Below are 14,055 nucleotides of genomic sequence, written 5' to 3'. Positions count from 1 at the left end.
GAGCCTTTGGTCTGGGAACCATCTTCTCGCGCACCGCCGCCTTTTTCACCGCTTTTACCTACGGAAAAGCCCCTGTTTTTCCTTTTGCCCTTGAGCCTGACGTTTGACTTTGTGCAGCCCCAACCAGAACCCGCCGCCGACCGCATAACGCTGTTTGCGGATGTGATTCTGCCCTTACCGCTGCCGAAACTTTATACTTACCGCGTCCCCTTCGAGTTGAATGACCACGTGGTGGTGGGCGGGCGCGTAATTGTGCAGTTTGGGGCCAAGAAAACCCTGAGCTGCATTGTGGCCGCCGTGCACGAAAATCCGCCCAAGGAATACCAGGCCAAATACATTCTGGAGTTCATTGACGACGCGCCGGTAGTCACGCAGCCCCAGCTGAAGCTGTTTCGCTGGATAGCCGACTATTACCTGTGCACTCTGGGCGAAGTTATCAATGCGGCTTTACCCTCGGCTCTGAAGCTCAGCTCTGAGAGCCGGGTACAGCTGCACCCGGCTTTCGAGGCCGAGACGAGCCCCTACCCGCTCAGTGAGCAGGAGCAGAAAGTGGTAGCCGCGCTGAGCACCGGGGAGGAGGGCAAATCCATGACGTTCACGGAAGTGGGCGAGTTGCTGGGTATTGCCTCCTTTCACAAGTACATCAAGTCCCTGATGCAGAAGGACGTGGTGTTCCTGTTCGAGCACTTGCAGGATAAGTACTCGCCTAAAGTAGTGAAGAAGGTGCGCCTGGCTCATCGGTTTATTGCCGAGGCCGCGCTGGAAGACCTGTTCGCCCAGCTGGCCGGCCGGGCCAAGCAGTTGGACGTGCTCATGCGCTACCTGCAGAAGGTGCCGGTGTACCAGAACGAGCACGCCAACCAGCGCGGCCTTGAAAAAGCCTACCTCACCTCGGCCCCGCACCTCTCCCCTTCCGCCGTTAACACGCTCATCAAAAACGGCGTGCTGGAGCAGTTTGATCAGATTGTGTCCCGCTTCCCGCTGGACGAGGACGACGCGGAGGCCAAGATCCACTTCACCCTGAGTGAGGCACAGCAGGCGGCCCGTCAGGATATCATGCAGCAGTTTCAGGAGAAGGATATTGTGCTGCTGCACGGGGTAACGGGCGCGGGCAAAACAGAAATCTACATCGACCTCATCAAGCAGGCCCTGGACGGCGGCGGGCAGGTGCTATACCTGCTGCCCGAAATTGCCCTCACCGCTCAGATTGTTACCCGGCTAATGCGCGTGTTCGGCTCGCGGCTGGGCGTGTACCACTCCAAGTTCTCTGATAATGAGCGGGTGGAAGTGTGGAATGGGGTGCTGTCGGGGCGGTTTCAGGTGGTAATTGGGGTCCGCTCGGCCGTGTTTCTGCCCTTTGATAGCCTGGCGCTGGTGATTGTGGACGAGGAGCACGAATCCAGCTACAAGCAGTACGACCCCGCCCCGCGCTACAACGCCCGCGAGGTGGCCCTGATGATGGCCAACTTCCAAGGTGCCAAAACCCTGCTGGGCTCGGCCACGCCCGCCGTGGAAACCTATTACCAGACGCGCACCGGCCGCTACGGGCTGGTGTCATTGACCAAGCGGTTTGGGGAGGCCGGCCTGCCGGAAATTGAGCTGGTGGATACGCGCAAAAGCCGGGAGCAGAAAACCATGCTCAACCACTTCACCCCGGAGCTAATGCAGGCTATGGAGAGCAAGCTGGCGGCCAAGGAGCAGGTGATTCTGTTCCAGAACCGGCGCGGCTACTCTCCCTTCATCAACTGCCTGGACTGCGGCTGGATACCCAAGTGCACCAATTGCGCCGTGAGCCTGAGCTACCACAAGCACAGCCACGAGTTGCGTTGCCACTACTGCGGCTACCACGAGCGGATGTACGTGCAGTGCCCGGCCTGCGGCTCCCGCAACCTCAAAACCGTGGGCTTCGGCACCGAGAAGCTGGAGGATGACCTCAAGGTGATGCTGCCCCAGGCCAACGTGCAGCGCATGGACCTAGACACCACCCGCGCCAAAAACTCCTACCAGCAAATCATTTCCGACTTCGAGAAGCAGGCCACCAACGTGCTGGTAGGCACCCAGATGGTCACCAAGGGCCTCGACTTCGCCAACGTGAGCCTGGTGGGCATCATCAACGCCGACAGCATCATTCACTACCCCGATTTCCGGGCCCACGAGCGGGCTTTTCAGATGTTTGTGCAGGTGAGCGGACGGGCGGGCCGCAAGGGCAAGAAAGGCCGGGTTATCATTCAGACCGGCGACCCGGAACAGGTGATTTTCGATAAGGTAATCCGCAACGACTACCTGGAGTTTTACGAGTACGAGATTCTGCAGCGACGGGAGCATGGCTACCCGCCGTTCATGCGCATTATCCGGCTTACTGTGAAGCACATGGATGCCGTAGTAGGCGAGCGGGCCGCCATTCTGCTTACCCAGGAGTTGGTAGACCGCTTGGGACGGGAGGCCGTGCTGGGGCCGGAAGCGCCCTACATTTTCCGCATCCGCAACTTTTACCTCCAGGAAATCACCATCAAGCTCAGCCGAGAACACACCGTGCTGCGCGCCGCCAAGGCCGATATTCTGGAAGCCATGAACCTGGTGCGCGACCAGAAGGAGTTCAAGCAGGTGCGCCTAGCCGCCGACGTGGACCCGATGTAGACCTGATGTGATGTACGGCCGGCCATAGCTACGCTGCCGTCAGGATTAGGGCAATAAGCAGGGTGATAATCCCGGGTAAGCCGAAGTAAAACATTCCATAAGGAGCAGTCAGCAGGCCAGCCAGCAGCAATATTCCTCCCGCTAACAGGAGTATAGCGACCAGCTTCCGCATAGGATTACGTTTTGCTTTTGGGCTGGGCGAGGCCGCACCAATTGCAACAGGCGCTTGGGCACCCGCGCGGGCTCGGCGACGGGCTTCTCGCCTAAGCCGCAACCGACCGTTTATGCCTTGGTAAATCAGCAAAACCAGTCCTAATGAAGTCAGAGTCAGAGCTATCAGTGTCCAATATAAAGATCCCCATCCTGTGTTAGCCGAACCCACCGCTAAGGAAATCAGCCCGGTTCCCATCAAAACGCCCCCAATAACATTAACAAACGTAGTTTCCGGATCTGGCCGGAGGGCCGACGTATCGGCAGGAGCGGTTAGCGGAATACGGCTGTCGACGGGGTACCCTACCAGCGTATCATTTCCGGTTACAACCAGCGTTGGCTGATTTGCTTTGGACTTTCTGGTAGCCCGTCGGGACGTATCTGCCGCTGTATTCACCGACTGACGCGTCAGGGCACTGGCAATCAGTTTGCGGGGTGCTGCTTTCCGTACAGGAGTAGATGGGCGCGATAATACTTCCGGCTCCGCGCGCAAAGGCAGCGTAAGGTGTGGCTTATACTGTTGGGCAGCCGGAAAAAACGCGGGTGCCTGTGTGCTGCGGCAAGAGGTTAACCATAGGATACAAACCAGAACACCTAGGAGGCAAAAATTCATCTGAACAGAGGATAAAATGGGGTAATGATGAATTAGGGATGCGGTAGAATATTGATCAATATAGATTTTTACTGCACAAAAAAAGGCCGAAGCTAAAGCTCCGGCCTTTTTTTGTGCAGTTGACTTCCGGAAGTTGTTACACCTCGTCGAGCAGACCCAGAATGATTAGAACAACCCCAATCACGCCGATGATGGCACCGAGCAGGCCCAGGATACCGCCGAAGATACCCAGCAGTACACCGATGAGCAGCAGGATAATACCCAGTTTAATGTTGCGGCTCAGGGCAGTAGCATCTTCCTCGGAAGCTACTTCCGACTTCTTGCTTACCTGCGTTTTAGCGGCCAGCTTGTTAGCTTGTTTGGTCAGCTTAGCTACTACTGCTTTCTGCGCGAAGTTCAACTTGGGGGCTTTGGCTACCGCAGCGGTTGGAGCAGCAGAAGTCTTAGCTACAGCAGGCTTAGCAGCAGGAGCACTAATAGCTACCGACTTTTCAACTGGAGCAGCTACTGGGGCTACATCGGTAGCAGGGGCAGCAACAGGGGTTTCGGTGGCCACAGGAGCCGGGGCAACCGTTGCGGCGCGCTGGGTGCCATGGTACGCCGACGACGTCTTGGGCAGCATAGCATACTCGGCGCGGTTACAGCTGGTCAGGGCTACTGCTACGGCAGCCACGGCCGTGAGCTTGTGCAGGATTCCGGACAAGTGTTTCATAGGGAAAGTGGTTGATGAAAAGAATGGAAAACAGGGCTTGTACGGGCTAAAGTACTAGAAGGGCCAATTAAAAAATAGATTTTTACTATGTACGCCTGATTTTCTGCCACTTATTTCCTGCTGGCCGGCCTCTGTTGCGCAGGTTAGCATTCTGATCTTGGCCCTGGCCGAACGCTTCACACTCAACCGATGTTGAAGCGGCATCGTTACTTTGCACCTGTGCATATGCCGTTTTCATCCAAAGCAATAGTGTGGCTGAGCGCCGCCGGATTATTTGCGGGCTCTTTTGCCTGTACGCAGCCCCTTTCTGAAAGCTCGGCGGCCCAACTAACTGAGGAGCGCCGCCAGACGCTGCCGGATACCAGCGGCTATGAGCGCCGCCCACCCCAAGACCTCAATGGCATTGGCAAGTATTATCTGGGCCGTCAGATTGCGCACGTAATGGGCCACGAGGGGGCGTCCTGGCTGGAGCGCTCCGGCCGTCAGCAGGAAGAAGGCACTGATATTTTGTTGCGGGAACTGCGGCTAAAACCGACCGATGTGGTAGCCGATATTGGGGCGGGCACTGGCTTCTTCACCTTCCGCATTAGCCCGCTGGTGCCCCAGGGCAAAGTGCTGGCCGTTGATATTCAACCGGAAATGCTTACGGCCCTGCGCGAAACCAAAGACCGCCTGCGCGCTAGTAATGTAGTACCCCTGCAGGGCACAACCAGCAACCCTAATTTGCCGGCCAAGGGGGTTGATGTAGTACTGTTGGTGGATGCTTACCACGAGTTCGACTACCCGCGGGAAATGATGCGCGCCATCCGGAACTCGCTTACGCCTACTGGGCGGGTAGCACTGGTGGAGTATCGGGCCGAGGACTCCAAAGTGCCCATCAAGCGCATTCACAAGATGAGTGTTGCCCAGGCCCGGCGTGAAATGGCAGCCATTGGGTTGCGCCTCACGGATTCCATAGCATCGTTGCCTCAGCAGCACCTACTTATTTTCCGCCGCCAATAGTTCGGCAGTGACCCTCCGACGGCCTTACCTTTGCGGCCTATGGTACCCACTCCCGACCCGCGCCACCTTTCCATTCACGACTTCACCTACCAGCTACCACCCGAGCGTATTGCCCCGGAGCCGCTGCCCAACCGTGACCAGTCGAAACTGCTGCTATATCAGCAGGGCCGAATTTATGACCGGCAGTTTCAGGAGTTACCAGAACTGCTGCCAGTAGGTAGCCTATTGGTGTTCAATGATACCAAAGTGGTGCGGGCCCGCTTGTTTGCGCGGCGCCCGACCGGGGGCATCTTGGAGCTATTTTGCCTGGAGCCAGTAGCACCACACCGGGCCATAGAGCCCGCTATGCAGCAAACCGGCAGTTGCGTGTGGAAGTGCTTGGTTGGCAATGGCAAGCGGTGGAAGGAAGGCACGGTAACCTTGGCATTTGAAGCGCAAGGCCAAGCGGCCATCCTGGCAGCGGAGCGGGTGGAGCAGCATGATGGGTATGCCTTGATTCGCTTTAGCTGGGAGCCAGCCCAGCTGCCGTTTGCCGAAGTGCTGCGCGGAGCGGGCCACTTGCCCCTGCCCCCCTACCTCAACCGCGCCGATACGGAAGTGGACGCCGTGCGTTACCAAACAGTGTATGCCGCCCACGAGGGAGCTGTGGCCGCCCCCACGGCTGGCCTGCACTTCTCTGACGCAGTGCTAGCTGACCTTGCGCAACGGCAGATTTCCTCGGCTCGGGTGACCTTGCACGTAGGTGCCGGCACTTTCCAGCCCGTTAAGGCTGAGCACATGGAAGGCCACGCCATGCACGGGGAGCCCATCAGCGTTACGGCTGCTACATTGCGGCAGCTGTTGCACCAGGTGCCGCAACCCATTATCCCGGTGGGTACTACCAGCCTGCGCACCCTGGAGAGCCTATACTGGCTGGGAGCCCGCCTACTACAGCAGCCCGAAGTAGAACCTGATTGGCACGTACGGCAATGGCAACCCTATGAAGGACAAGCTGAGGTTTCGGTTGAACAAGCGTTGCAGGCCTTGCTGCACTATTTAGAGCGTACTGGCTCTGAGTTGCTGCATGCTACTACCCAGCTGCTTATTGCCCCGGGCTACCGGTTCCGGCTAGTCTCGGGGCTGATTACCAACTTCCACCAGCCCGAAAGCACGCTGCTGCTGCTGGTAGCCGCCCTCATTGGGCCCCAATGGCGGACGGTGTACGAGCACGCATTGAACCATAACTACCGGTTTTTGAGCTACGGCGACTCTTCTCTGCTTTTACCTTAGAACCGACTTCCGATGCTTGGCTAGCAGCTTGTTGATGCGCAAGCTCAACCCTAGTCAGCAGGCAGCATTAAGCAGCAACTTTCGTCGTTTTTACTGTCAGAGTACAACCAATTTTCAGCGGGCCGTATAAGGACACAGAATCCTGTTTCTACCTAAGACTCTCCTCATGAAAAAGATACTGCTTCTGGCTGCTGCCGTGGTCTTCTCGACGGCTGCCTTCGCTCAAGGTGACAAAACAACGGTACGTGACGAAACCAGCGGTGCCAAAACCACGGTAACTGAACGTGACAACGGTACGGTTAAAGTTGAGTCCCGCTCGGGCCGCACGAAAGCTGGCCAAAAGGCCTATAACACCAAAGAGGACGTAAAATACGCCGGCAAGAAAACGGGTAATGCCGTTGAGCGTGGTGCCAAAAAAACCGGTAAAGTGGTGAAAAAAGGTGCCAAGGCCGTGAAAAACAAAGCTGAAGACGTAGTAGACTAGTCTACAGCCCAAACAATAAAAAGCCCCGCTAACTCGGTTAGCGGGGCTTTTTGCTGTTCAACCGTTGGCCACTATTGACCTACCATGAACACTGCATTGCCGAACAGCAGCTTACCGCCCTGCCAGAATGCCCGGAACAAGGGGTTGTCGCCGAGGTAGACCACTTGGCCCCGGCCCAGGTCCTGGGTACCCAGCACGAAGCTGTCGGTGAGGGCCCGCTTGGCGCCGCGGCCCGCAAAGCCGGCTGCATAGCTGTCCTTTTTCAGTACACCCACGTTCCAGCCGCCTCTGGGCAGAAAACGGTAGTTGGGAATGTCACGCAGCAGGGCGTAGTAGGTGTCGCTGTAGCCGAAAGCCAGCGGGTGGGTATTATCGAGCTGTACGCGGTACACGCTGCCCTGCACCCGCTCCCCAATTTCTTCCCGCTCGGCATCGGCGTAGCGGCGCAGGGCAGTGTAGGGGCTGGCCTTTTTGCTGGCTGCCGTGTCAGCGGGTTTGGTTTTGAGCAGGAAGTCTTTATTACCCGCCAGGAAACGGGAAGCACCTTCGAGGGCAATGAGGCGGCCGCCGCCCCGCACCCAGGTTTTCACATTTTCCAGCCCCCGCTCCGTCAGCACGTCATCGTAGCGCCCATCCGGCAGAATCAATACGTCGAATTTGCTTAGTGGCACGCCATTAAAGTAGTCGGTGCCCAGCACCGTGACGGGGTAGCCTACTTGCTGCTCAAAGAAGTGCCATACCTCCCCGAAAGCCGTGGCATCAATGCCGGGGCCGGCCAGAATAGCCACGCTGGGCATTTTGAGGGGCCGCACGGAACGGGAGCCCAAGTCGCCGCCGGTGGTGGACAAGCCCGACTGCACCGCCTGTACCAGTACGCCCGCCGAGTCGGCCTGGGCGTGCACCAATTGATCAAAACGGGTACCCAGCCGCTCGTTGCCGGTGCGCGGGATGATGAGCGTACCGCGCTGGTACTTCTGGCCTTCGGTTTCAAAGGGCTCGTCGGCTACTCTCATTTTCACGCCTTGCTGCATCAATCGGCTCAGAAACCGAACATCCTGCAGGTTGTTCCAGCGCGCTACATAGGCGTAGGGCCGGTCGGTGGTGGGCTGGGAGTTGGTGGGCGCCGGAACGGGTTTACCGCCTTTTTCCACTACCGTAGCCACGAGCGGCTGGGCGCTGGTGGCTGATAACTGGTTTTTCAGCGCGTAGCCTTTCAGCCCGAAAGCATAGGGCAACGACCACGCGGTCAGGTCATAGGTTAGGGAATCTTCCAGCTGAGCCTGGGGCTCAAACAGCACCTTTACCAGTGTAGACTTAGGCTGATACATGCTGATAACCACGTCGCGGGGCTCAATCTGCACGCTTTCGGTTTTGCCGGTGGTATAGTTATAGCCTACCTGGCGGTTGCGCTTGGTGGCAAAGCCGTAGCTGATCTGCTGCCGGTCGAGGTACTGGGTGAGGGCGCGCACCTGCCCGGGGTCGGAGGAGCCAGCCAGCACGTAGGATTTGTACTCGCCCTTGGGTTTGGTGCGGGCATCAGTGTAGAACTTCTGAAACTCCCGGATTAGCTCCTGATGCCGGTCGGAGGCGGCCTGCAGCGTGGCCATGCTGGTGGCGTGGTGATGCTCAATGCGCTGGGCAAGGGTCAGGGTATCACCATCGGCTTTCACGTAGCTCAGGCCGGCCGGGCCACCGCCGCCCTGCTCGTAGGTCATGCCAATAGCTCCGTTGAAGCTGGGCCAGGTGTCGCCGTAGAAGGGGGCGAACAGGTCGTAAGTTTCGCGGGTAAAGTACAGCCAGTTGTTCTTATCGAATACGCGGCGGTTGTAGTCCCCAATGATGTTCTGAAACTTGCGCTGCCAGTCCGTGAGGTCGGCGTGAAAGGGCTTGGCGGCCGGCGAGAAGTAGTAGGGGTTGTTAGGACCCATTTCGTGGAAGTCGGCGTGCACCTGGGGGAGCCATTGGTTGTACACTACTATGCGCTGGCGGCTTTCCTGCTGGGTTTGCCAGGCCCAGTCCCGGTTCAGGTCGAAGTAGTAATGGTTGTAGCGGCCGCCGGGCCAGGGCTCATGGTGCTCCCAGCTCAGGGCCGAGGCATTGGGACGCTGGTTGGCCACGCGGTTGTACCATTGCGCGTACCGGTCGCGCCCGTCGGGGTTCACGCAGGGGTCCACGATGACCACCAGGTTCTGGAGCCACTGCTGTACCTGCTGGTTTTGGGGGTTGGCCAGGTCGTAGAGCACCTGCATTACCGCTTCCGATGATACCGACTCGTTACCATGGACGTTGTAGCTCAGCCACACCACGGCTGGCTGCTTGGTGGCAGCCGAGCCGGTTTCCAGGCCGGCCAGACGCAGGTTGTTGCGCCGAATATCGTCCAGGTTGCTCAGGTTTTCGGGTGTGGCCACGTACACCAGCTCCAGCGGGCGGTTTTCGTAGGTGCGACCGTAGCGCTGCAGCTTGGTGCGGCCGGGGCTGTGTTCCACCACGTGCTCCACGTAGCGCAGCAGCTCCGCGTGGGGCGTGAAGCGGGTGCCCAACTCATAGCCCAGAAACTGGCGGGGCGTCAGCAGGGGGCCGGGGGCAGTGTTCTGGGCCCAGGTGGGCGCGGCCGCCAAGAGTGTCACCAGCAGTGCAAGTAGCCGGAAAGTATGTTTTCTCACAAATAGAAAAGGCTTGCGCCGGCAGCCGCCAGCAGGTGGAGGTAGGATTCGGTGCTCAAATAAAGCACAAACCCGTACCGAAAGACGCAGTTCTGCTTTTTTGGCCGCATCTTTTAGACTTCATTCCTATTTCTTTCTTCCTATGCTTATTCCCTCTGTACGCCTGCTGCTGCTGACCGCCCTGCTAGCTACCGGCACCTGGGCCGCCCACGCCCAAACTCCCCTCTCCTACCCGCTGCCCTCGGAAGCCGACAAACAGCAGTTGGCGCAGGTGCTGGCCGACACGCTCTATATTCAGCAGCACTACACCAAAACCGAGTACCACATTCCAATGCGCGACGGGGTGAAGCTGTACACAGTGGTGTACGCACCCAACGACGCCGATAAGGTGAAGTACCCCATTATGCTCAACCGCACGCCCTACGCGGTGGGGCCGTACGGGGCGGGCAAATACAAGAAAAACCTGGGGCCCAGCAGCACTATGCTGCACGAAGGCTACATTTTTGCCTACCAGGATGTGCGTGGGCGCTATATGTCGGAGGGCCAGTTTGTGGATGTGCGCCCTGAGAAAGATACACACACGGGCAAAACCGACATTGACGAGGGTACCGATACATTTGATACTATTGAGTGGCTGCTGAAGAAAGGCCCGCGCAACAATGGCCGCGTGGGTCAGTGGGGTATCAGCTACCCCGGCTACTACACGGCCACAGGCCTGCTCAGCCGCCACCCGGCCCTGAAAGCGGCCTCGCCCCAGGCCCCCATTGCCGACTGGTTCTGGGACGATTTTCACCACAATGGAGCCTTCTTCCTGCCCCACGCTTTTAACTTTTTGGCCTCCTTTGGACTGCCCCGGCCCCAGCCCACGCCCACCGGCAACCCCGGCTTCAAGCACGGCACTCCCGATGGCTACGACTTCTTCCTGAAGATGGGGCCGCTGAAAAATGCCGACGCCAAATACTACAAAGGGCAGGTGGCGTTCTGGAACCAGATGATGGAGCACCCGAATTACGACGAGTTCTGGCAGGCCCGCAACCTGCGCCCCCGCCTCAAAAACCTCCAAAAAGGCACGGCCGTGCTGACGGTAGGCGGTTTTAACGATGCTGAGGACTTGTTTGGGGCGCTGAAAATCTACGAAAGCATCGAAAAGCAGAACCCCGGCATGCGCAACGGGCTGGTAATGGGCCCCTGGGTGCACGGCGGCTGGGCCAGGGGCACCGGCGAGCTGGTGGGCAATGTGGCTTACGGCGAATCACCCTCCCTGTACTACCAGAAAGAAATTGAGGCCCCGTTTTTCAAGGCCTACCTCAAAGATGGCAAGCCGGCATCCGTACCGGAGGCCACCGTGTTTGAGGGCGGCACCAACCGCTGGCGCACGTTTGATGCCTGGCCGCCCAAAGCCGCGCAGGTACGCACTCTATATTTCCAGCCAGCTGGCAAAATCGGGTTTGAGCAGCCGGGCAGCGGTCCGGAGTTCGACCAATACCTGAGTGACCCGGCTCACCCTGTACCGTTCACCGAAGCCACGGCCGTGGGCATGACCCGGGAGTACATGACCGACGACCAGCGCTTTGCCAGCCGCCGCCCCGATGTGCTGACCTACCAGACGAATGCCCTTACGGAAGACCTGACCCTGGCCGGGCCCATTGATGCCCTGCTGCAAGTGGCCACCACTGGTACCGACGCCGATTGGGTGGTGAAAATAATTGACGTGTACCCAGATGATACGCCCAATAACCCCAGCCTGAACCCGGCCGTGAAACTAGGCGGCTACCAGCAAATGGTGCGCTCAGAGGTGATGCGCGGCCGTTTCCGCAACAGCTTCAGCCAGTCCGAAGCCTTCGTGCCAAATCAGGTAACGGCCGTGCCGTTCGTGGTGCAGGACCTGTGCCACACCTTCCGCAAAGGCCACCGCCTGATGGTGCAGGTGCAAAGCTCCTGGTTTCCGCTGGTCGACCGCAACCCGCAGACCTTCGTCCCAAACATTTTTCAGGCGGATGAGAAGGATTTCCAGGCCGCCACGCACCGCCTCTACCACTCTCCCCAGCACGCCTCCCAGTTGAAAGTGCGGGTGCTGTGAGTGGTGAAATGGTGAAATGGTGAGTTTGACGTTCCGCTTGCGCCATCTGAGCATGTTGAACGTCAAACTCACCATTTCACCGCTTCACCACTCACAGCCGGGCTACGTTAGCGTAATCCAATTCCTGGGGCTTTTCCTGCAGATCGTGTTTTACTTTCTCCACCACGCCTCTGCCGAACAAACTGATACCGGCGTTGAAGACGGCCAAGGCAGCTGTACCAGCCGCCACCCACTCGGTGGTAGAATGGCCGTTGCGTTTTTTATCGGCGGCCCATTGAACCAGGCAGTTACCCAGACCAATAGCCATTAGTCCGGCGGGGGCAAAAATCAGCCATTTTTTCTTGTGCGTCATGAGAAGTGCGGGAGAGTGATGAACAAACAGCAGAGCAGACATTATCAGATGCAGCAGCCTGCTTCATCTTTCACAATCGTACCTTTGTGCTACGGGGTTACAACACACCCCAATTATATTTTGTTGGCCAGCCGCGTGCCGGCGTTGAGGTGCTTTCCATGCTTGTTTCTCCCTACCAGCGGTTGCTGGAGCTGGTCTTCGCCCAGCCCGCCGATACCGCCCGCTACCTCCACCCTACTACCCTGGCGGCTTACCGCACTTTTGAGCAGGCCAGCCCCCAGGATATTGCCTACCGCTTCGAGCGGGTGCGCCTCGGCGTGGCCCTGTCCCTGATGAAGCTGCTCTCCGACCTCGGTGACTTAGACGAGGCCCGTGCCGTGCTGGATGTATTACACCGGGCGTTGAAGGCACCTTCCGTGGGGGCCATTGACGCTACCATTCAAAAGGACGCGGCTACGTTTGAACGGCTCTATACTAACCTCTACGTAAATGAGGAAGGCGAGCAACTCCTCCACCTCTTCGAGCGCACCCTCGATGCCGATTCCCAACCACTCATGGACGACGTAATTCGGGAAGCATTGCGGCTAGGCCCCAAGCTCGACTTCAGCCACTTGGCAGACGACGACGAATAAAAAAAGGCCGCTCTGGGAGCGGCCTTTTTCGTTGTTAGTACCCGTCGTTCTGTACTAAACGAGGATTCACGTCGATTTCGCGGCGTGGGATGGGGAATATCAAGCGGGAGGAGTTCCAGGCCAGGTTCACGTTTACATTAGGCGCTGCATTAACAATAGCCTCTTGCGTGCGTTTTGCGTCGTGCAGGCGGAAACCTTCAAAGGCCAGTTCCAGGCGCCGTTCCCGCAGAATAGCATTCAGCGAAAGTTGAGCACTGGTGAGCGGCGCTAGGCCAGAACGTACCCGTACAAGGTTTAGGTCGCTCAGTGCCCCGGTGGTATTGCCCCCCCGGAAACGGGACTCTGCGCGTGTCAGGTACATTTCAGCCAGCCGGATCAGCACTACGTTGGCGTAGGGGTCGTCATACTTCAATAGATAGTTGGTGCCGCCGGTATTACCGAACAAATTCAGACGCGTGTCATCCGCTTCGTAGCGGTTCAAGTGCTGCTCCTGAATCTCAATATCTGCCCGGCTCAACTCCGAGAAGTACGTGTTTAGCTCGTTGATACCATCCTGGTTGGAAACCTGTAGGGAGAAAACAATTTCTGTCGAGGCCTTGGTGTTGGTAAACACTGCCTCCACCGATTCGTCCAGTGAGTAGCGGGTATTGGCAATTACCTCCGAGGCGGACGCCGCCGCCTCCGTGTAACGCCCCTGTTGCAGGTACACCCGGGAGAGAATGGCCGAAGCAGCACTCCGGTTGGCAAAGATACCATTGGTGGCCGGCAGCAGCGTTTTAGCCCGTTCCAGATCCTGTAGCACCTGGGTATATACCTCCGCAACCGTGTTCCGGGCTACTTGATTGTTGCTGCCCAGGCTAGTGGTCGGCGTAAGCACCAAGGGCACTCCGGGGTTGCTTTGCGGGCTGCCATCATTCCAAGCTTTGGCATAATAGCGTACCAAATCGAAATACACCAACCCTCGCACAAATAGGGCTTCGCCCTCAATGCGGTTCCGACGGGCAGCCGTCACTTTATCAATGGCTGCCAGCACGCTATTGGTGTTGTTAATGGTACGATAGCCTGCCAGCCACGACTGCGCCACGAAGGTATTATTAACCAGCAGCGCTTTGCGGTAGGCTTCGTTGGGCTGGTTGAAAGTGCCCACGAAGGCCAAATCTCCGGCGTCGCCGAGCAGCTCACCCATGAACTGCATCTGCCCGCCGTACAGGGCCTGGCTGCCCAAGGCATCATACACCCCTACCATAGCGGCCTCCACATCGGCAGAGGTTTTCAGTGCGTCTTCAGCCAGCACAGTGTTATTGGGCGTAATATCCAGCTCATCATTGCAGCTGGTTAGCGGCAGCCCCAGCGTGGCGGCTATCAAAAGAGAACGAACAACAGAATATTTCATATCCAGAA

10 protein-coding genes are annotated in these 14,055 nt (G+C 58.1%); 6 read left to right on the top strand and 4 right to left on the bottom strand.

Annotation, left to right across the window (positions count from 1 at the left end):
- Window positions 1–90: 90 nt before the first annotated feature.
- Complete coding sequence (priA, locus tag ROI90_RS11940; protein ID WP_315998578.1) at window positions 91–2,637, top strand: replication restart helicase PriA; 2,547 nt, start codon at window positions 91–93, stop codon at window positions 2,635–2,637.
- Window positions 2,638–3,596: 959 nt separating this feature from the next.
- On the opposite strand, the gene ROI90_RS11935 is transcribed toward priA, so the two are convergent.
- Window positions 3,597–4,172, bottom strand: coding sequence for a hypothetical protein (locus ROI90_RS11935; RefSeq protein WP_315998577.1), 576 nt, complete (start codon window positions 4,170–4,172; stop codon window positions 3,597–3,599).
- A gap of 225 nt (window positions 4,173–4,397) precedes the next feature.
- Between ROI90_RS11935 and ROI90_RS11930 the strand changes: the two genes are divergently transcribed.
- The 3 genes from ROI90_RS11930 (at window position 4,398) to ROI90_RS11920 (ending at window position 6,927) form a co-directional block, all read left to right on the top strand.
- Window positions 4,398–5,174, top strand: coding sequence for a class I SAM-dependent methyltransferase (locus tag ROI90_RS11930; protein ID WP_315998576.1), 777 nt, complete (start codon window positions 4,398–4,400; stop codon window positions 5,172–5,174).
- A 39-nt stretch (window positions 5,175–5,213) separates the two neighbouring features.
- Window positions 5,214–6,443 carry an S-adenosylmethionine:tRNA ribosyltransferase-isomerase gene (locus ROI90_RS11925; protein WP_315998575.1) on the top strand — a complete coding sequence of 410 codons (1,230 nt, stop codon included), beginning with the start codon at window positions 5,214–5,216 and terminating at the stop codon, window positions 6,441–6,443.
- A gap of 166 nt (window positions 6,444–6,609) precedes the next feature.
- Window positions 6,610–6,927 carry a hypothetical protein gene (locus tag ROI90_RS11920; protein ID WP_315998574.1) on the top strand — a complete coding sequence of 106 codons (318 nt, stop codon included), beginning with the start codon at window positions 6,610–6,612 and terminating at the stop codon, window positions 6,925–6,927.
- A 71-nt stretch (window positions 6,928–6,998) separates the two neighbouring features.
- Here the strand turns inward: ROI90_RS11920 and ROI90_RS11915 are convergent, their stop codons facing one another.
- Window positions 6,999–9,590 carry a M14 family metallopeptidase gene (locus tag ROI90_RS11915; protein ID WP_315998573.1) on the bottom strand — a complete coding sequence of 864 codons (2,592 nt, stop codon included), beginning with the start codon at window positions 9,588–9,590 and terminating at the stop codon, window positions 6,999–7,001.
- Window positions 9,591–9,732: 142 nt separating this feature from the next.
- On the opposite strand from ROI90_RS11915, the gene ROI90_RS11910 reads away from it, so the two are divergent.
- Window positions 9,733–11,670: a CocE/NonD family hydrolase gene (locus tag ROI90_RS11910; RefSeq protein WP_315998572.1), complete on the top strand. Its 1,938-nt coding sequence runs from the start codon at window positions 9,733–9,735 to the stop codon at window positions 11,668–11,670.
- A 91-nt stretch (window positions 11,671–11,761) separates the two neighbouring features.
- Here ROI90_RS11910 and ROI90_RS11905 read toward each other — a convergent pair whose 3' ends face one another.
- A complete protein-coding gene (locus ROI90_RS11905) occupies window positions 11,762–12,022 on the bottom strand; it encodes a hypothetical protein (RefSeq protein WP_315998571.1) in 261 nt (86 codons plus the stop codon).
- Window positions 12,023–12,180: 158 nt separating this feature from the next.
- Between ROI90_RS11905 and ROI90_RS11900 the strand changes: the two genes are divergently transcribed.
- Window positions 12,181–12,654, top strand: coding sequence for a hypothetical protein (locus ROI90_RS11900; RefSeq protein WP_315998570.1), 474 nt, complete (start codon window positions 12,181–12,183; stop codon window positions 12,652–12,654).
- 34 nt (window positions 12,655–12,688) lie between these two features.
- Here the strand turns inward: ROI90_RS11900 and ROI90_RS11895 are convergent, their stop codons facing one another.
- Complete coding sequence (locus ROI90_RS11895) at window positions 12,689–14,047, bottom strand: RagB/SusD family nutrient uptake outer membrane protein (protein ID WP_315998569.1); 1,359 nt, start codon at window positions 14,045–14,047, stop codon at window positions 12,689–12,691.
- Window positions 14,048–14,055: the final 8 nt, after the last annotated feature.

It is taken from the genome of Hymenobacter endophyticus (assembly GCF_032464715.1).
Classification (GTDB): Bacteria; Bacteroidota; Bacteroidia; order Cytophagales; family Hymenobacteraceae; genus Hymenobacter; species Hymenobacter endophyticus.
This window is presented reverse-complemented; position numbering and strand designations above follow the sequence as displayed.